The organism is Paenibacillus sp. NPDC101420 (assembly GCF_050277435.1).
In the GTDB taxonomy this organism is placed as follows: domain Bacteria; phylum Bacillota; class Bacilli; order Paenibacillales; family Paenibacillaceae; genus Paenibacillus_AQ.
The window spans coordinates 436,956-453,990 of the sequence record NZ_JBNNSE010000004.1 but is presented as its reverse complement, the minus strand read 5'-3'; the positions used below and the strand labels follow the sequence as shown (position 1 = coordinate 453,990).

18 protein-coding genes and 2 riboswitches are annotated in these 17,035 nt (G+C 46.0%); of the genes, 5 read left to right on the top strand and 13 right to left on the bottom strand.

Annotated elements, in window-relative coordinates; all coding sequences use genetic code 11:
• Positions 1-13: 13 nt before the first annotated feature.
• The 7 genes from ACQKMP_RS19925 to ACQKMP_RS19895 all read right to left on the bottom strand — a co-directional run bounded on the left by ACQKMP_RS19925 (position 14) and on the right by ACQKMP_RS19895 (position 5,857).
• On the bottom strand, positions 14-1,756 hold the full coding sequence (locus tag ACQKMP_RS19925; RefSeq protein ID WP_042184572.1) for a spore germination protein: 1,743 nt from the start codon (positions 1,754-1,756) through the stop codon (positions 14-16).
• A 181-nt stretch (positions 1,757-1,937) separates the two neighbouring features.
• Positions 1,938-2,375, bottom strand: coding sequence for a carboxymuconolactone decarboxylase family protein (locus tag ACQKMP_RS19920; protein ID WP_427470574.1), 438 nt, complete (start codon positions 2,373-2,375; stop codon positions 1,938-1,940).
• A gap of 85 nt (positions 2,376-2,460) precedes the next feature.
• Complete coding sequence (gene sigJ / locus ACQKMP_RS19915) at positions 2,461-3,336, bottom strand: RNA polymerase sigma factor SigJ (protein ID WP_076285911.1); 876 nt, start codon at positions 3,334-3,336, stop codon at positions 2,461-2,463.
• Positions 3,337-3,550: 214 nt separating this feature from the next.
• Entirely contained in the window at positions 3,551-3,877 is a 327-nt protein-coding gene (locus tag ACQKMP_RS19910) for a thioredoxin family protein (protein ID WP_427470572.1), read from the bottom strand.
• A 38-nt stretch (positions 3,878-3,915) separates the two neighbouring features.
• On the bottom strand, positions 3,916-4,308 hold the full coding sequence (locus ACQKMP_RS19905; RefSeq protein ID WP_042184564.1) for a MerR family transcriptional regulator: 393 nt from the start codon (positions 4,306-4,308) through the stop codon (positions 3,916-3,918).
• Positions 4,309-4,456: 148 nt separating this feature from the next.
• Positions 4,457-5,092 carry a ThuA domain-containing protein gene (locus ACQKMP_RS19900; protein WP_339800095.1) on the bottom strand — a complete coding sequence of 212 codons (636 nt, stop codon included), beginning with the start codon at positions 5,090-5,092 and terminating at the stop codon, positions 4,457-4,459.
• Positions 5,093-5,134: 42 nt separating this feature from the next.
• Complete coding sequence (locus ACQKMP_RS19895; protein WP_427470570.1) at positions 5,135-5,857, bottom strand: SDR family NAD(P)-dependent oxidoreductase; 723 nt, start codon at positions 5,855-5,857, stop codon at positions 5,135-5,137.
• A gap of 227 nt (positions 5,858-6,084) precedes the next feature.
• On the opposite strand from ACQKMP_RS19895, the gene ytxJ reads away from it, so the two are divergent.
• A complete protein-coding gene (ytxJ, locus tag ACQKMP_RS19890; RefSeq protein WP_042123836.1) occupies positions 6,085-6,411 on the top strand; it encodes a bacillithiol system redox-active protein YtxJ in 327 nt (108 codons plus the stop codon).
• Positions 6,408-6,647, top strand: a complete 240-nt coding sequence (locus ACQKMP_RS19885) for a glutaredoxin family protein (protein WP_042184561.1) — start codon at positions 6,408-6,410, stop codon at positions 6,645-6,647. Before ytxJ ends, ACQKMP_RS19885 begins: the two co-directional genes overlap by 4 nt.
• Positions 6,648-6,848: 201 nt before the next feature.
• Here the strand turns inward: ACQKMP_RS19885 and ACQKMP_RS19880 are convergent, their stop codons facing one another.
• The 6 genes from ACQKMP_RS19880 to ACQKMP_RS19855 form a co-directional block, all read right to left on the bottom strand.
• Positions 6,849-9,173 (bottom strand): histidine kinase, encoded by a 2,325-nt coding sequence (locus tag ACQKMP_RS19880; protein WP_427470567.1) that lies wholly within the window; start codon positions 9,171-9,173, stop codon positions 6,849-6,851.
• A gap of 161 nt (positions 9,174-9,334) precedes the next feature.
• Positions 9,335-9,943, bottom strand: a complete 609-nt coding sequence (kdpC, locus tag ACQKMP_RS19875; RefSeq protein WP_042193229.1) for a potassium-transporting ATPase subunit KdpC — start codon at positions 9,941-9,943, stop codon at positions 9,335-9,337.
• Positions 9,944-9,998: 55 nt separating this feature from the next.
• A complete protein-coding gene (gene kdpB / locus ACQKMP_RS19870) occupies positions 9,999-12,032 on the bottom strand; it encodes a potassium-transporting ATPase subunit KdpB (RefSeq protein WP_042184559.1) in 2,034 nt (677 codons plus the stop codon).
• Between the two features lie 16 nt (positions 12,033-12,048).
• On the bottom strand, positions 12,049-13,725 hold the full coding sequence (gene kdpA / locus ACQKMP_RS19865) for a potassium-transporting ATPase subunit KdpA (RefSeq protein WP_340973958.1): 1,677 nt from the start codon (positions 13,723-13,725) through the stop codon (positions 12,049-12,051).
• Positions 13,726-13,737: 12 nt separating this feature from the next.
• Positions 13,738-13,815, bottom strand: a complete 78-nt coding sequence (gene kdpF / locus ACQKMP_RS19860; RefSeq protein WP_076101420.1) for a K(+)-transporting ATPase subunit F — start codon at positions 13,813-13,815, stop codon at positions 13,738-13,740.
• A gap of 132 nt (positions 13,816-13,947) precedes the next feature.
• On the bottom strand, positions 13,948-14,358 hold the full coding sequence (locus ACQKMP_RS19855; RefSeq protein WP_042184555.1) for a hypothetical protein: 411 nt from the start codon (positions 14,356-14,358) through the stop codon (positions 13,948-13,950).
• A gap of 190 nt (positions 14,359-14,548) precedes the next feature.
• Positions 14,549-14,738, bottom strand: a riboswitch (cyclic di-AMP (ydaO/yuaA leader).
• A gap of 420 nt (positions 14,739-15,158) precedes the next feature.
• A riboswitch (cyclic di-AMP (ydaO/yuaA leader) is annotated at positions 15,159-15,324 on the top strand.
• A 133-nt stretch (positions 15,325-15,457) separates the two neighbouring features.
• On the opposite strand from ACQKMP_RS19855, the gene ACQKMP_RS19850 reads away from it, so the two are divergent.
• From ACQKMP_RS19850 to ACQKMP_RS19840, 3 genes are read left to right on the top strand one after another with little or no spacing between them, the layout of a single operon-like run.
• A complete protein-coding gene (locus ACQKMP_RS19850) occupies positions 15,458-15,949 on the top strand; it encodes a hypothetical protein (RefSeq protein ID WP_143759525.1) in 492 nt (163 codons plus the stop codon).
• A 16-nt stretch (positions 15,950-15,965) separates the two neighbouring features.
• Positions 15,966-16,475, top strand: coding sequence for a hypothetical protein (locus tag ACQKMP_RS19845; protein WP_052404137.1), 510 nt, complete (start codon positions 15,966-15,968; stop codon positions 16,473-16,475).
• 39 nt (positions 16,476-16,514) lie between these two features.
• Entirely contained in the window at positions 16,515-16,967 is a 453-nt protein-coding gene (locus ACQKMP_RS19840; RefSeq protein ID WP_042184551.1) for a hypothetical protein, read from the top strand.
• Positions 16,968-17,035: the final 68 nt, after the last annotated feature.

Sequence of the window (17,035 nt, the reverse complement as noted above, 5' to 3'; positions counted from 1 at the left end):
TCACCTAGACTTTTCACCCTTTACGCAAAGGGTCCTTGGGTTTCAACAATGTAGGCCGCCCGGTTAAAAATTGCAAAGGCATACGGAATATAAAATCTTTCCAATTGAATGTTCTATTCGGGACTGCCAGACCAAGATAGGGAACACCAAAACTCTTCAGCTTAATTAAATGACTACTAAGCAAAAGAAAAAAAAGTACCACTCCGTATAATCCAAAGATTGCTGCAAAAAACATAGCCGCAAACCGGAGCATACGAAGCGTCATCCCAGCACTATACATTGGCATAGAGAAGGAAGAAACAGCAGTAATTGATACTACAATGACTAGGATTGGACTCACGATTCCTGCTTCTACCGCGGCCTGGCCGATAATCAAACCGCCGACAATCCCCATCGCCGGACCGATAGGTTTAGGCAAACGAAGTCCAGCCTCCCGTAAAATTTCAATCGAGGTTTCCATAATCAATGCTTCGATTAATACAGTGAAGGGAACGCCTTGCCTGGAGGCAATAATGGAAATGGCCAGCTTCGTTGGAATCAATCCGGGTTGGAACGAGAGAAAGGAGATATATAGTGCCGGCGCAAACAGTGATATCGTTGCCGCAAAAAAACGTAACAGACGTAGCAGCGACCCTACCATCCAGCGATCGTTATAATCCTCTGGAGATTGCAGTAACATCCCGAAGGTAACCGGCATAATCAACGCGAAGGGAGTACCATCAATTAAGATAGCTACTCTTCCTTCCAGGAGTGCTGCCATTACGCGGTCCGGTCTTTCTGTATTCTGAATCTGCTGGAAGGGACTATAACTATTATCTTCAATCAATTGTTCGACATAACCAGATTCTTGAACATCATCTATATCTATCGTTTTAATTCTTCGTTTAACCTCTTCTACAAGCTCATCATTCGCAATATCCTTGATATAGGTTAAGATGAGTTCCTTCTGCATTCTCTTTCCTAGAGTAAAAGAAATCATCGCTAGCTCCGTACTCTGCCCGTGTCTACGCAGCATTGCCGTGTTGTCGCTTAAAGTCTCATTAAATCCGCTCCGTGAGCCCCGTAAGACTGCTTCAGATTCTGGCTCTTGAATCCCTCTTGTAGCCCCCTTTGGACTACTAAGCACAAAAACTTCTGATATCCCCTCCACGAGCAGTACGGCAGATCCAAATAACACCTTCTGAAGGGAGAGGTATGCATTATCCGTAAGCTCAACTTCCGAGATAAGCAGGATCTCGTGGATGAGAATATCTTGTAGATCTTTCGCTTCCGCTTTGTTATTCATGTTCATAAACGGCTGATATGCATTCATTAACGGTTTTAAAATATTCTGATCCATTTTGTCTTTGTCCGTTAGACCGTCTACGTACAAAAGTGCTGCCCTTGTCTTAATGCTTCCGATTCGCAACTCCCTTACATTCACATCATGCATATCGGCGCTGATCTCTCTGAATTTCTGCAAATCATCCTCAAAATGGCCACTATAAGTTATTCTCTTCCCCTTATCCTTAGTTACTACATTCGAGCTGGACTGCTTCACCGGCCCTTCTAAAATGCCTGTTTCTCCAGAGTTTTCTACGGAAGAAACACCTCCACCTTTGCTGCCAGTAGCTTTTTCCGCTCTAGTCGTTATCCTGTCTTCTTTAGCTTTAGCCCAGCTTATTGTACGAAGCAGGAAGAAAGGGACACAGAAAATCATAATCCCTTGGAAAACCACACCCCAACTTGGAATTAATTCTATTACCTCATTCCACACCCCTAACACCTCCTTTATAGCTGTGACCGTATTTTTTACCGAAGATGGATAATTCATGCATACAAAAAAGACCCCATAGTATGGGGTCTCCCTAAGTTAAACTTCATATGTTCTTATACCTCTATTGTATCTGTAAAGTGTCGGATGCTAGCCTTGGACGTTCGGCTGACGTAATTAAAGTTTATTGCGGCATCATGCGAGTGGTGATCGCGATGCGATTCCATGCATTGATTGTAACAATTGCCATGATGATCTCGCCAAGTCGCTTAGTATCGAAATGGCGCTCCGCTTCCGAATAGACATCGTCCGGTACATGTCCTTGTGTCACGAGTGTAACCGACTCGGTCAGCGCAAGCACTACACGCTCCTCGTCGCTGTAGAACGGCGCTTCACGCCATGCGTTCAGCATGTAGATGCGCTGTTCCGACTCGCCTGCCTTGCGGGCATCCTTCGTATGCATATCGATGCAGAAGGCGCAGCCATTAATTTGTGACGCTCTGATTTTGATTAACTCCAATAACGACTTTTCCACGCCTGTCGATTGTACGAACGCTTCAAGACCCATCATCGCTTTGTATGCGGCTGGAATTTCACCGGCCAGATCCATTCTTTGTTCCATGGGGATAGCTCCTCTCCGGCTGTAGACCGGTTATCTTTTGATTGTTTCACTAATAAGACAATGCAAAAGCTCCGTTTGTGACAGGTTACCCCATTCGTTGTAATTTATCGGGATTGAGTACGATATAAATATGCTCGATCCGCTCCCCGGCCGCATCAAGCTGGAAGCTGATCGCTTTAAGCGGTCGGCCATCCCGATAGATGACGATGCCCAGCTGGCCGTTAAGTAGCACCATCCTTTGCGAATCTCCGAGGAAGCCCTTCGTAATGACGCCTCCAATGAAAGCTTGAACACGATCCCTGCCCGTAATAGTGAAGATCGCTGCGCGAACTTTACCGCCGCCGTCCGACGTAAGCAGCGCGTCCTCGGTCAGCAGGCTGACAAGCGCATCGACGTTGCCGCCTCGCGCAGCTGCGAGGAATGCTGTCGCAAGAGGTGTTGCCTGAGCCGTGTTGCCTGGCAGAACTGGCGATTGTTGATGCAGCTTATCATTAGCGCGGCTAAATATTTTTCGACAGTTGGCTTCTGATTTTCCTAATACATCGGCAAGTTCGCTATATTCGAAAGCGAAGGATTGGCGCAAGATGAAGACGGCTCTCTCGACAGCCGACAAATGTTCCAGCATGACGAGCAGGGCGTAGGATACATTTTCATCGTGATCGAAGAGATCAGCAGGATTATCTCCGCCTCCATTCGTAAAGCTGACGAGTGGCTCCGGCAGCCATGTGCCGACATATTGCTCTCTCCTTATACGGGCGGATTGCATATAGTTGATGCAACGATTTGTTGTCATACGGATTAAGTAAGCTTTCGGATGGGTGATATCTATTGTTTGTAGCTTGCTGTACTCGATGAATACGTCTTGAACGAGGTCCTCTGCATCTGCTATAGAGCCGGTCATACGGTAAGCGATTGCTTTCAGCAGAGAGTGATAGTTGGTATATGCGACCTGAAAATCCATACGGGCTAGACTCCTTCCAAAGCTGTGCCTTTCATACCATCACGGCTCACCGCGGCGTCTACATCGATCAGCGGATGATCAACAATATAGACGCTCTCCTAGGGCTTCACGTCTAGCCTATCGAGTGCACGCAGGAAATATCCGGATGAGGCTTCTTAATGCCTTCTCAGCTTGAAATTAATATAGCATCAAAATACAACTAAATTCCAATTCGCTATGCTAGAATAACCTTGTTCAATATCCCTTGGTAGGCTGCTATCGGACGTAAGCCAACCAACTTTTCCATTGGCTGCCCATCTTTATATACAATGACTGTAGGCATCCCCATAACACCAGCTTCACCAGCCAGATCCGGCAACTCGTCACAATTCACCTTCACAATAGAGACATCGTCTCCATATTCCTGATGAAGATCTTCCAAAAGAGGCAGCAGCACCTTGCAAGGGGGACACCATGGCGCACCGTAATCTACCAATACCGTTCCACCACCGCGAATCTCTGCTCGTACCCGATCAGCGCTATCTGCATTTGTAATAGCCATTTGTCATTCCTCCTCATAGTTTTCAACTCCAGCAGTACCTACTCCAAACTCTCCAGTGTACATGCCTCTAAACTACTCTCGTTCTGCTCTTGCAGGATAGAGGCCATTCTTTCTTCCAAATTGCGTTTGATCTGATTCAGTTCTACAAGCTGACGTTCAATATCTTCAAGCTTGCTACGGTATAGTGGCATCACTTCTGCGCAGAAAGCTTCTTTGTTCTTCAAGACACAATGTAGAAAGCCCGCGATCTGCTCTGTGGACAGACCCAGGTTCAAATATAATTTTATCGTTTCTACCGTCTCCACAGCGAGCGGAGAGTACTCCCGATATCCGTTGGCCTGACGGATCGGCGAAATTAATCCCTGACTCTCATAATAACGAATTGAACGGACGCTTACGCCCGTCATTTTAGCAAGCTCACCTATTTTCATAGCAATCTCCCCGGGGTTCATGAGAATTGTTCTACACCAGTATAAACCCTGACATCAATGTAAGAGTCAACAAAAAAAATCCAACCGTAGTTATCCCACAGTTGGACTCATTTATAATCTTACAACAAGTATATCCGCCGCTTATATTCTACAATAATCCTGCTGCCCAAAGCCCACCTCTACGAATCATTTCGCGGAATGGTTCTACTGAGAATGATGGTAAATGATGCCCTGGCATTAAATAAACAACCCGGCCCAAGCCAAATTCGTGACACCAAGCCGCTTGGCGCATAGCTCCCTCATGAGAATATTCAGCGAGCACCGTTGTTTCGAAATAAGGATGCATCTCAAAATAATACGGCTCATCCTCAATTACAAATTCTTCAATTCCCTGCATAATGGGATGCTCTCGTGCGGGTATGGACATCTGCAGCGAAGTATACTCTGGATGATGGGTGAAATGTGCGCCCAGCATAGCGCCAAGCTCCTGATTGCGCTGTAAGGAAATTCCGTTATGTACCACTAGTAGTCCGCCCCCGCCAGCCACATAAGATAGCAAAGCACCACTTTGATCCGCGGGGATTTTGTCATCAGAAAATTCAGTGTAGGAGATTACCAGCTTGTAGTCAGACAACGTTTCTTTATTGAGAAGTGCATAATCCTCTGAAGAGAAAACCTGTAAGTCATTCGCAAGGATTTGTTCGATCTCCCGGTCCACGCCAGCAAAGGGGTGATATTTAACCTCCGAGTAGCTTCCGAGTGCGAGTGCTTTTAGTGTAGACATGTTATCAGCGCCTTTCATCTTATCTATTTTGAAATATCCGTTCTACCACGGCCATGAGCTGCCATCCGTATCCAGATAGGCCGGTTCCTCGCCCATATATTTTTTATAATCCAGAACAAGGTCGATAATCTGCTCCGCGGACTGTTCGGGAGTCATTTCCGCTTGCTCATCCTTCTTACCATGCATATAAGTCTGCAGCCAGCCAGGATGGAACACCATTACTTGACCGCCAAGCGTTTTCAGATGATTATGCATCAAGGAGGACTGCATATTCAGTGCTGCCTTCGACATACAATAGCCATACATGTTGATACGCTTATTTCGGGCAACACTGCCTGCCTCCGATGAAATATTGACGATTAATTTATCCTCACTTTGTAGTAATAGTCCCATCAGTGCATTGCTGACTCTTAACGCGCCAAGCGTATTTACATTATATATTTCTGCCATGCCTTCATCATCCAGCTCCACCAGCACAGTAGCATTATCAGCAGAACGAATAATACCTGCATTATTAATAATCATATCGACATATCCAGTTTTACTGGCTATTACTCTTGCAGCCTGCTTCACACTATCTTTATTGCTGATATCTAGGGGGATAAGCTCCAACTGTTCAGGATATTTCTCTTTAAGCGCTTTCAAATCTTCCGATTCTTTTAAAAACTGTCCTGCAAATACTGAGAACTGTTTGGCCAGCAATGAACGTACAAGCGACAGTCCGAGCCCCCGATCAGCTCCAGTTACACATGCAACTCTCTTCATTCTTCTGAACACTCCTATCTCGTAGCGATATGGTTAGGCATGTTGCTTCTTTTCACCTTAGCATGCTGTACTCTTTTTTTCAACGCGATTGGTTTCAGGTATATCGCCTCTTGTGCAAGCCTTTCAGAATCCTTTTTGTTTTAATTTTGATATATGTTACAATCATGATTACAGGTTGTTAACAACACAATTGTTAGCAAAATAACGATCCCAGGAGGGTGATATCTATGTCTATTCAACAACTCCATACGCTGGAGGATCTTGAGCAATATGTAGCTAAGCCTGGCAAGAAGCTGCTGTTCAAACACAGCACGACCTGCCCGATTAGTGCTAAAGCTAATGAAGAGTTTCAGGCTTATCTGAAGGATGCGGATACTGCCGCTGCAGTGGTCTTAGTCATCGAGGATCGTCCCGTTTCCAATCAAATTGCTGAGGATTTTGGCATCAAACATGAATCTCCACAACTCTTCCTGCTTGAGGACAATGAGGTTCGCTGGAACACTTCCCACTGGAAAATTACAAGAGATGCTATCAAAGAGGCTGTGAACCAATGAGTGAGCCAGTGATTGTCTATTCAACCGCAGGGTGCAGTGACTGTAATTTGGTTAAAAATTATCTTACGGAGCAGGGTGTCCCTTTTGAAGTAAGAGATGTTATGACCAGCACAGTCTATCAAGAGGAAGTTGAGAAGCTTGGATTCATGGGTGTTCCTGTCACTGTAGCAGGGGATCAAGCGATCAAGGGATTTAATCTTCCTGCGCTCAAAGCACTCATCGAAGCTGCCCAATAATTAAGCTATTAAACTATTCAGTACATGATGTAATTCATAGCTGCAAAAAAGGGTATCCTCATAGCCAATCGGCTTGAAGGTACCCTTTTTCAAAATATAAGAATCTATAATTTTCACGCTATACATTATCCTTATATTTCTCGCATAAACGCTTACCGTCCTTTAGGGACGCCGAAGGCGTTTTTACTTGTTAGTCATAGTCTATGCTTCCTCACGTATGAGATCTGCCACGACCAGCACATCCACGTTTCTGGCAGAACGCAGAATCTGCTTGGTAACATCGCCGCGAATACTTTTTCGCAGCCATGAGCGTTGTGATTGACCAATAATAATCTGAGTACTCTGCAAAGCTTGAGATCTTTCAAGCAGCAAGGACGCCACTCGTGCAGGAAGTACGTTAGGAATCATCTTGAACGTTCCACCCAGTCGTTCCGTCAATTCCTTTAAATCATTTATACGTTTATCATATACGGGTCCATTTTGTTTAAATTCCTGCACATACGTAACATACCAGCAAGCTTTTAGACGATATGCAATCCGAAAACCACGCCGAATTAAACGCTCCGCATGATCCCCCAAGGTGATACACACATATATTACTTCCTGACGCCGCCAAGGTCCCCGTAACGAACCAACACGTTCCCAAGATTCTAGCCTTTCATCAACATCATCAGCAATTTCCCGCAACGCCAGCTCCCGTAGGGCGATCAAATTCCCGATTTTGAAAAAAGCCCCCAGCGCCTGATCCACCTTGGCCATGGCATATATTTTTCCGTCCTTCATTCGCTCTTGAAGCGTCTTGGGTGATACATCGATAAGCTCTACCTCATTTGCCCGCTGTAGAATGCTGTCCGGAAAAGTCTCCCTTACTCTAACTCCTGTAATTTGCTCTACGGCGTCATTCAGACTTTCTAAATGCTGCACATTCACGGTAGAAATCACAGATATTCCCGCATCCAGCAGCTCCATAACATCCATATACCGCTTCTTATGTTTGCTGCCTGGCATATTGGTATGAGCGAGTTCGTCCACTAGCACGACTTCTGGATTACGCTTAATAATTGCTGCCGTATCCATCTCCTCAAGGATAGTCCCGCGGTACTCCATACGTAGACGCGGAAGGGTCTCCAAATCGCCTATTTGTTCAAGGGTTTCTTTGCGGCCATGTGTCTCCAGGAGCCCTATCACGACATCGATCCCTCTCTTTAAGAGATCGTTCCCTTCACGAAGCATCTTGTAAGTCTTGCCCACACCGGGAGCAGCCCCAATATATACCTTAAAGGTTCCTCCGCGAATCGCATCGATTTTATCCTTTACTTCCTGACTGCTTAACCTGTGATAGGCATCCGCTTTCCGTTCATTACGACTCTGCCGGGTTGGAAGTACACGTTCTCCTTCGCGATCTGCGCGATCCGCTACGAAGAACACATCCACACCTCGGATTTGCTTCAGTAACGAATTAGCGATTGAGCCTTTCCATAATTCCTGCCAAGCGGTCTGCTTGGAATGTCCCATAACGATCCGGGTAATATTATGTTCGATCGCGTATTTTACCAACAGATGTGGGATCTCCCGCTTCGAGCGAAAGGTGATCTCCTCCATAGAGGCACCAATCTTCTCGGTCAGCTTCCAGAGGGAACGCTTAAATGTAGCTGCTTCCTTAGAAAGGGTGAGATCCTGCTTCCAGAATGACACTACTGAAAGATCCCCATTTAACCGCTTGGCGATCTGCTGTCCACGTCGGATGTGGATCGAGCCATTCCAATAATACTGTGCGGAGACCAGCACCTTCTCTGCGATCCCCGACGCTCCCTGCAGCCCTTGTTCTTCCCGGTGTTTCTCCAGCGAGTCATTAACATCCTCAGCGACCATCCGAAGTGCCAGCTCCCGCAGCTTGCTTAAATTACCCTTATTAAAAAGCGATCTCTGCTGGCGTTTACCTAAATGGCCATCGGACAAGCGCTGAAGTATTTTTTCAGGGGTCACATCAATTAGAACGATATCATCGGCAAGGGTAAGCACCTCGGCGGGAAGAGAATGCTCTACCTCAATCCCGGTCCATTTCCGTGCCAGATCCGCAGCACCTTCTAGTTCGTACACGTTTACAGTTGTGATGACACTAATCCCATTGCTCAATAAGTATTTGATATCGTCCAGTCTTCCAGATCTCTCCGCACCCTCGCGATTCTGGTGGGCCAAGCCATCGGTTAGCACAACTTCTGGATTACGTGCCACAATAGCTTCTACATCAAGATCCTTCTTCTCTATATCTTTCTGAAACCAATGAATACTTGGTATCCGTTCCAAATCGCCCAGCTGATCCTTAGTTTCTGGACTCTGATTCGTCGAAACCGCACAGATCACAACATCAATTCCCTGTGCTTTTAGCGCCTGGCCCTCACGCAGCATCTGATACGTTTTGCCCGACCCACTGACCGGACCGATATAGATCTTCAGACGACCCCGATGCAGCTCATAGATAGAGAGCAGCAGCTCCTCCGGCGTCTTCCTCCGGTATGTTCCCATCAAGACCACTCCTTAATAACCCCGATCATGCATGTACCCTTCTGTTCCAAGAAGAAACGACATTGTCGTCCTTCAAAGATGACAGCCGTTTCTCGTAGAAATATAAGAAAGCAAGATATCCCTGCCCGATTCTAGAGATCTGGCAGGGACATTTACTATATTTATTTGTTCGATAGTTTCAGTAGATCCATGTTCAGCTTCAACACATTGACCCGTTCTTCACCAAACAACCCTAAGTCACGACCCTCGGTATGCTTATTTACGAGCTCTTCCAGCTGCGATGCAGGAATACCGGTTAAATTGCTAATCCGAGGAATCTGCACCATTGCTGAAGCTGGTGTGATATGCGGATCAAGCCCCGAACCCGAGTTGGTGACCAAATCAACTGGCAATTTGTTCACGGGCACATCCGGATTATCGAGCTTCCACTGCGTAATGAAATCCTTTGTCCGCTGCAGCATATCCGGATTGGATGGAGCGTAGTTATTGGACCCTGAGGCTTCTGCTTTATACTCAATACTAGACACACGACCATGAAATAGTGCTGGGTTCGTAAAGTTCTGCCCAATGAGTTCCGAGCCTACAACTACTCCAGCATCATTCTTAAGCAAGCTGCCGTTCGCTTGCGACGGCATTAGAACCTGGGCAAGCGCTGTAGTTGTCAGAGGATAGATCACTCCGCAGAGAACAATAAATACTAAACTTAGTCGCACAATAATAAAGAAATAAGCACCTTTCGATGATGATAACTGCTCTTCAGTGTCCTCCATGGCGTTTCCGTTATTCACGATGCTCTCACCCTTTCAATGATTAGTCAACACGTCGTTAAATCCATACACTTACGATCATATCAATGAGCTTGATGCCAGCAAATGGAACAACCACTCCGCCTAGCCCATAGATAAATATATTACGTCCAAGCAGCTTCGTAGAGCTCATAGCTTTATACGACACACCCTTCATAGCCAGTGGGATGAGCAGCGGAATAATAATCGCATTAAATATTAAGGCGGATATTATAGCCGAGCTTGGCGAGCCTAGTCCCATTACATTCAGGGCTTCCATTTCAGGAATGGCGAGCATGAACATCGCCGGAATAATAGCGAAATACTTCGCGATATCATTCGCGATACTAAAGGTTGTTAACGCACCCCGCGTCATCAGCAGCTGTTTACCAATCGCTACGACCTCTATAATCTTCGAAGGGTCGGAGTCCAAATCGACCATATTTGCTGCTTCCTTAGCAGCTGTAGTGCCGCTATTCATGGCTAAGCCCACATCAGCTTGCGCAAGGGCAGGGGCATCATTTGTACCATCCCCGGTCATCGCAACCAGCTTACCCTCGTTCTGTTCGCGGCGAATGACTGCTATTTTATCCTCAGGTGTACTTTCAGCGATGAAATCATCTACCCCCGCTTCACGGGCAATCGTAGCTGCGGTCAGCGGATTGTCACCCGTACACATGATGGTCTTGATCCCCATTTTCCGCAGCTCATCAAACCGCTCTTTCATGCCTGGCTTAACGGTATCCTTCAAGTAAATAAGTCCATAGATCCGATTGTCTACCGCAACCGCTAACGGGGTCCCCCCCATCCGGGCGATGGCATCAGAATTACTGTCGAGGTTCGCGGGAATGACACCGCCTTTCGACTGTACCCATTTCTTCACGGAGTCTACCGCACCTTTGCGTACGCAGCGTCCATCTTGCAGGTCAATACCACTCATCCGAGTTTCGGCCTTAAACTCTACGAATTCGCCACCTTCAGCAAGCTTGCTGTCATAGCTGCGTTCCAGCTTTTTGGCCAGCTCAATTACAGAACGTCCCTCAGGCGTCTCATCCTTTAGGGAACTGATGGCCGCCCATGCCGTAAGCTCCGCTTCGGATTCATTTCCGACTGGTACAAATTCACTCGCCATCCGGTTCCCAAAGGTAATCGTACCGGTCTTATCTAGGATCATCGTATTAATATCGCCAGCAGCCTCAACGGCCTTACCAGACATCGCGAGTACATTAAACTGGGTCACCCGGTCCATACCCGCTATTCCGATTGCGGATAGCAGTCCCCCGATAGTTGTCGGGATCAGACAGACCAACAAGGCGATCATAACCGGAATATCAAGATCAACACCTAGATAAGTTGCAATCGGCCGCAAGGTCACTACTACAATCAAGAAAATCAGCGTCAGACTGATCAAAAGCGTATTTAGCGCAATTTCGTTAGGTGTCTTCTGACGTTTCGCCCCTTCAACAAGAGAGATCATTCGATCTAGAAACGACTCACCAGGATCACTTGTAATTCTGACTTTAATCTCATCACTGACGACCCGTGTACCGCCTGTAACGGAGCCAAAGTCCCCACCAGCTTCCTTGATTACAGGTGCAGATTCACCTGTAATCGCTGATTCATCTACGGAAGCCAGCCCTTCAATCACCTCACCGTCACCAGGGATGAGTTCTCCCTGACTGACAATGACGATATCTCCTTTACGCAGCTCGGAGGAAGAGACTGTCTTCACCGCTCCTCCAACCAGTTTGTTAGCTGTGATATCTTGTTTTGTTTTCTTGAGCGAATCGGCTTGGGCTTTCCCCCGGCCTTCTGCCAGTGCTTCAGCGAAGTTCGCAAACAGCACTGTAAACAGCAGAATGAACAACACTGTGATATTGAAGCCTATCGATTGCTCTGCATTAAAATATCCAGGAGCCAGCACCATGAGGAGGACAATGATCGTACCGACCTCTACCACGAACATGACGGGATTTTTGATTAGCGTTACTGGGTTAAGCTTTATAAAACTATCCTTTACAGCGCTAAGGAGTATGGGTCCCGTCAGCAGCTTTTTTCTTTTTACAGTACTCATCTTATTCTCCCTCTTCCTACCGTAAGGTTAGATATTCTGCAATGGGGCCGAGTACAATGACCGGCAGGAACGTCAACGCACCGATAATCACTACTGTACCAATCAGGATTCCCGTAAACAGTCCATTGTCTGTGCGGAACGTGCCAATCGTCTCAGGAACCGGCTTCTTCTTAAGCAGAGAACCTGCTACCGCCAGCATTGCAATGATAGAGACATAACGACCTAGCAGCATGACAATCCCGGTTGTGACATTCCAAAAAGTTGTATTGTCTGCAAGCCCTTCAAATCCTGAACCATTGTTCGCGGCAGAAGAGACATATTCATATAACACTTGGCTGAGTCCATGGAATCCAGTGTTCGTAATCGCCCCTTGCCCCAAATCGGTCAGGAACGCAGCTGCGGTTGGCACAAGGATAATGAACGGATGCACAAGGATCGCTATGGCAATCAGCTTCATCTCCTTGGCCTCTATTTTCCGTCCGAGGAACTCCGGTGTCCTGCCGACCATGAGACCGCACAGGAAGACACCCAGAATCGCATACATCAGCATATTGATCAGTCCGACACCTTTACCACCGAAGACATTGTTGAGCATCATCAGTGCAAGAGGCGTAATGCCTCCCAGCGGCGTCAGCGTATCATGCATATTGTTAACACTACCTGTCGTAGCTGCGGTTGTTACTGAAGTAAACAAGGAAGACTGCGGTATGCCGAAGCGCACCTCTTTACCTTCCATACTACCTTGTGAAGATTCTATTCCTAGTGCATTGATCGCCGGATTGCCTTTCGATTCAGCATAGAAGTTTAGGCTTAATAGCAGAACAAACAAGGTCATCATTGCGGTAAAAATTACCCAGCCCTGACGTTTGTTCTTGGCAAACAATCCGTACATATAAGGGAGCGAAGCTGGCAGCATCCACATAGAGAGAATCTCTAGCACGTTCGTAAGTGGATTAGGGTTCTCAAAAGGATGCGATGAATTGGCTCCGAAGAAGCCGCCACCATTGGTGCCCAAATGCTTGATCGATTCCAGAGAAGCTACTGGACCGATAGCAATTTGTTGCGTTTGCCCCTCTAGTGTAGTGACTTCAAGCGATGGTTTGAGTGTTTGCGGCACATGTAGTCCTACCAGTACCAATGAAACCAGCAGAGCTAGAGGAATGAATACACGAATATGTGCTTTAACGAAATCCTCGAAGAAGTTCCCGACTGATTTCCGTCCTGTGATCCCTCTGACAAAGGCAACCGCAACAGAAAATCCGCTCGCTGCAGACGTGAACATCATCATCGTGATGACAGCCATTTGTGAAAAATACGAAAGTCCCGTCTCCCCGCTGTAATGCTGCAGGTTTGTATTAGTCATAAAACTAATCACCGTATTGAACGAAAGCGTCTGTTCCATATCCGCAATTCCATTCGGATTTAGCGGTAAACCCCGCTGCAATCGAAGAAAGATATAGCTGAAAGTAACCAGTACGATATTCGTTAAAACAAAGCTGAGCGCATACTTCTTCCAGGACATACCGTCCCGTTTTTTCAGGCCGATCAGCTTAAAAATCCCTTTTTCCATACCTCCAAACCATCGATCCGTACGGTTCGGTTCATTAGAAAACACATAATATAAATACGTGCCCATCGGCTTAACCAGCAAGATGAGAATTACGATTACAGTAACAATTTGCAAAATGCCCATGAATGCCCCTCCTTAAAATTTCTCCGGATGAATCAATGCATAAACCAGATATATAAACAGCAGTAGGGTAACAGCGATTACTAGAATCACAGCTTATCCCTCCCCGTATCCTCAACTACACCTGCACACCAGCGCATAAATCCATAAAATAACCCGTAAATTACAGCTAACGAAGCCACCATATACAGATCCATCATATCTTCCGCACTCCTTCTTTTATCCTTAATGAGGTGATCTATCTACCAGAAAATCAGCATCACCGCTGTGGGAATAGATTACATAACTCGCGCCAAGTCTTTTATAGACCAATCTAGGATTTATTGAGCTTGTAATTACAAAAATCGGCTGTGTCGTCCAGGTACGGCACATCTGAATGTAACGGCAGCATAACGTAAAGCTGCTCTCGAACAGATATACCCGGCCTACCGGAAACGGCGGGCGAAACCAAGTATTCTGATGGCGGGTATCAACTAGAACGACTTGTTCAATCCCCATCTCTTCGAGTAGGGCCTTCTCAGGCAAGTTGTTGGTCAATCCGGCCATCTTAATGCCTCTGAATTTTAGAAGCTTAATAAAATGTTCGCCTGCCTTCGTTGGCGCACATACCAGTACATATTCATTCTGATCTGTCATCTCTTATTCTCCTCAAATGCTTTGCTTGTAAGATCAGAGCTTGATCACCCTGATCTTGAAAGAAAAGCTACCGCTAATGATGAATATAACGACCTCTTCGTGAGGTTTTCCATAAATGCTTTGCTTAAAAAAGCACAGCAAAAAGCCACAAAGGATTCTCCTCTGTGGCTCGCTAGCGGTCACATTGCACTCATCCTCTCTCCATACGCTTACGAGGTTAGCTGTCGGATTCGGGCGGTGAGAGTCGCCCTACCTGTATAGATGCGAGCTCACTGGCATCTTCTACAGGATTCACCCCATAACCGGCTTCCGACTCTCACATCGTCTGCCGATTGTTGGTTCCCCCGCTTTCCTTATCGGAAATTAAGCGGATCAAATATTCGATTGTTGTTGAAACAGGAGTAATCATACCCTTATGCAGGAAGTATTGTAAAACCTGATTGATGCCAAAATAATGCAAATTAAAAACTATTTTCGCATTGGATAGCGCTTACTTGATATCCAATCTCTCTATATCTCTTGTTTACTCGAGTTTCAATCCATTAGCGAAAAACGGTCATACCATGTGATTTTATTCACCACGATTAGTGAAATCACCAAAAATCGCCTATATAAGAAAGGAAACAAGAAAGCGAGATTAAGCGAGGAAGAAGCCCGATAACTCGCAATAAATACCTATTTGGTTCCCTTTTTCGTCGTAGTAGGCAGGATTTGGTTTAAATTGCGCTCAAAAGAACACTTTCTGTTTTTACAGAAACACCTTGAAAAGAGTATGATTCGGGTTGAATCTATTTCACGAAATACATTCAACGCTGAGTTCCTGCATTTGCAGGGAACGGGGGAACCATCAGGCCACATGGCCTACTTGGGGTGAATCCGAAGGAGACTGTTCAAGTCTCACATAGGTAGGGCGACTCTCACCGTCCGAATCCGACAGCTAACCTCGTAAGCGTAAAGAGAGAGACCCTTGATCCGCCACGCTTTGGCACAGGTGTGTGTATACCTGTATTCCAAAACCGCAGCAGAGGTCCTCCTCTTGCTGCGGTTTTTGCGTTACCTGAATCTATAGGGTGATAGCATGCTGGACGGGGTGAAAGAAATGAAACACTATTATTGGGGAACTCAGCAAGGGCTACTTGAGCCGATAAGTCTAAATTATGTTTGCTTTGGAGCGTTGTGGTTCGAAGAGGATCATCACAGAACTATTGTCGGCTATGCTTTTGGTCAGAAGCAGATTGAATCACTTCGCCATTTCAGCAGCCCATCTACCTGTGAATACTGTATGGACCGAACAATTATATACGAAATATATAAAAATATCCGAGAAAAGCAACAGCTGCAGGATTGGTCAGCACACCAACGTTTTCCGTGGCTCACCGCTTTTAAGGAACCGTGGAAAGACGTTGCAGTCGGTTGGTACGTAATGAGATCCCGCAACACCTTTCCCTTACATTTATCCGTTATACGCAAACAGAAATTCCGACTATGGCTGGAGCATGCCGCAGTCTGTGAGAATGAAGCTGAAATGCTCGCCTGTATAGAGAAGGCTAACGTCATTCACCATGTAAATCTTAAGCTTTTGGAAACCTAAGGAGGAGAAACCTGTCATGGACCAGCGAAGACTATCTCGCATAGAAGTATTCGTCTTTGATTCACCAGAGCCTATTCACTATGGAATGGAGGCTGATCAAGACAGCCGTTATGGCATCCTGAAACTTACCTGTAAAGGAGGTAGCAGCTGGGGGGCATGTCTTATCTCTGCCAATACCAAAACTTTCGACCTTATTAAATGGAGTTCTTTTCTCAGAATGATATACCATTGCCGGCTAGAGGAAGCGATAGATAAAGTACGTACCCATGGTTCAGAGTGGGATCAGACTCAGTTTGAGCTAGTGCAAGGTGCTTTACAGGATTTAAAAGCCAAGCTGCAGGGTAAATCCTTGGCAGGGCACATTGAGCAAGGTCGTCTGTACAGAGCTGTCGCTGGTGGGAGAGATTCCAAAGGAGGGCGGCTATATTATAAACCATCCAGTGTAGCGCTTCAAAAACATAGTTATCCAGAACCTGATACCGCCGAGCTTATCAACAAATCCATTTCTTACTTTTCTTTATTATAAGTTCATCCCATAACCCATTCTGAAAGGATCGTGTTTATCATGCCTGACCCCTTACCTTCCGAATCACCCCGTAGAACTATATTTGCAGAGTGTGTTCAAAAGTGTACGAATGATATCTATACGCTCAGTTCCATGTTGTTACAACAATCAGTAGAAGCCGAGAAGGTTACTATCCGTACTTTTAAAGAGCTTCATAAAATATTCCGTCAAAAAAGCTTCGACAGCCAGCTATTCTCTATCGAGGCTTACCGCTCTTGTATCCGACAATGCGCCGATTATTACGCACGCCGGTCTCTTCTGTCTGCCAAGACATTGCCTTGGGAGGAACAGCTTATAAAAACGATGTGGTATGGCCTAAAGCTATCTTTACCTCAAATAAGCATCATTCTGCAAAAGAGTGTTCCTGTCCTAAAAGCACAGCTTAGGCGTGTGCGGGAGCAACTGACTGCTCAAGAGGATTTGCTGCCTAGTGGTAATCTATCCGTTGTCTAACTCCCTCAACTATCTTCCAAATAACTTTTACGATACATACACAAAAATAAAAAAGCCACGGCATCTGC

What these genes read in the sequence shown, in the direction of transcription:
- ytxJ (WP_042123836.1), top strand. Translation starts at nt 6,085, where the DNA reads ATGTCTATTCAACAACTCCATACGCTGGAGGATCTTGAGCAATATGTA.
- kdpA (WP_340973958.1), bottom strand. Translation starts at nt 13,725, where the DNA reads ATGGGCATTTTGCAAATTGTTACTGTAATCGTAATTCTCATCTTGCTG.
- kdpC (WP_042193229.1), bottom strand. Translation starts at nt 9,943, where the DNA reads ATGGAGGACACTGAAGAGCAGTTATCATCATCGAAAGGTGCTTATTTC.
- ACQKMP_RS19850 (WP_143759525.1), top strand. Translation starts at nt 15,458, where the DNA reads ATGAAACACTATTATTGGGGAACTCAGCAAGGGCTACTTGAGCCGATA.
- ACQKMP_RS19845 (WP_052404137.1), top strand. Translation starts at nt 15,966, where the DNA reads ATGGACCAGCGAAGACTATCTCGCATAGAAGTATTCGTCTTTGATTCA.
- ACQKMP_RS19920 (WP_427470574.1), bottom strand. Translation starts at nt 2,375, where the DNA reads ATGGAACAAAGAATGGATCTGGCCGGTGAAATTCCAGCCGCATACAAA.
- kdpB (WP_042184559.1), bottom strand. Translation starts at nt 12,032, where the DNA reads ATGAGTACTGTAAAAAGAAAAAAGCTGCTGACGGGACCCATACTCCTT.
- ACQKMP_RS19885 (WP_042184561.1), top strand. Translation starts at nt 6,408, where the DNA reads ATGAGTGAGCCAGTGATTGTCTATTCAACCGCAGGGTGCAGTGACTGT.
- ACQKMP_RS19905 (WP_042184564.1), bottom strand. Translation starts at nt 4,308, where the DNA reads ATGAAAATAGGTGAGCTTGCTAAAATGACGGGCGTAAGCGTCCGTTCA.
- ACQKMP_RS19840 (WP_042184551.1), top strand. Translation starts at nt 16,515, where the DNA reads ATGCCTGACCCCTTACCTTCCGAATCACCCCGTAGAACTATATTTGCA.
- ACQKMP_RS19910 (WP_427470572.1), bottom strand. Translation starts at nt 3,877, where the DNA reads ATGGCTATTACAAATGCAGATAGCGCTGATCGGGTACGAGCAGAGATT.
- ACQKMP_RS19900 (WP_339800095.1), bottom strand. Translation starts at nt 5,092, where the DNA reads ATGTCTACACTAAAAGCACTCGCACTCGGAAGCTACTCGGAGGTTAAA.
- ACQKMP_RS19880 (WP_427470567.1), bottom strand. Translation starts at nt 9,173, where the DNA reads ATGGGAACATACCGGAGGAAGACGCCGGAGGAGCTGCTGCTCTCTATC.
- sigJ (WP_076285911.1), bottom strand. Translation starts at nt 3,336, where the DNA reads ATGGATTTTCAGGTCGCATATACCAACTATCACTCTCTGCTGAAAGCA.
- ACQKMP_RS19895 (WP_427470570.1), bottom strand. Translation starts at nt 5,857, where the DNA reads ATGAAGAGAGTTGCATGTGTAACTGGAGCTGATCGGGGGCTCGGACTG.
- ACQKMP_RS19855 (WP_042184555.1), bottom strand. Translation starts at nt 14,358, where the DNA reads ATGACAGATCAGAATGAATATGTACTGGTATGTGCGCCAACGAAGGCA.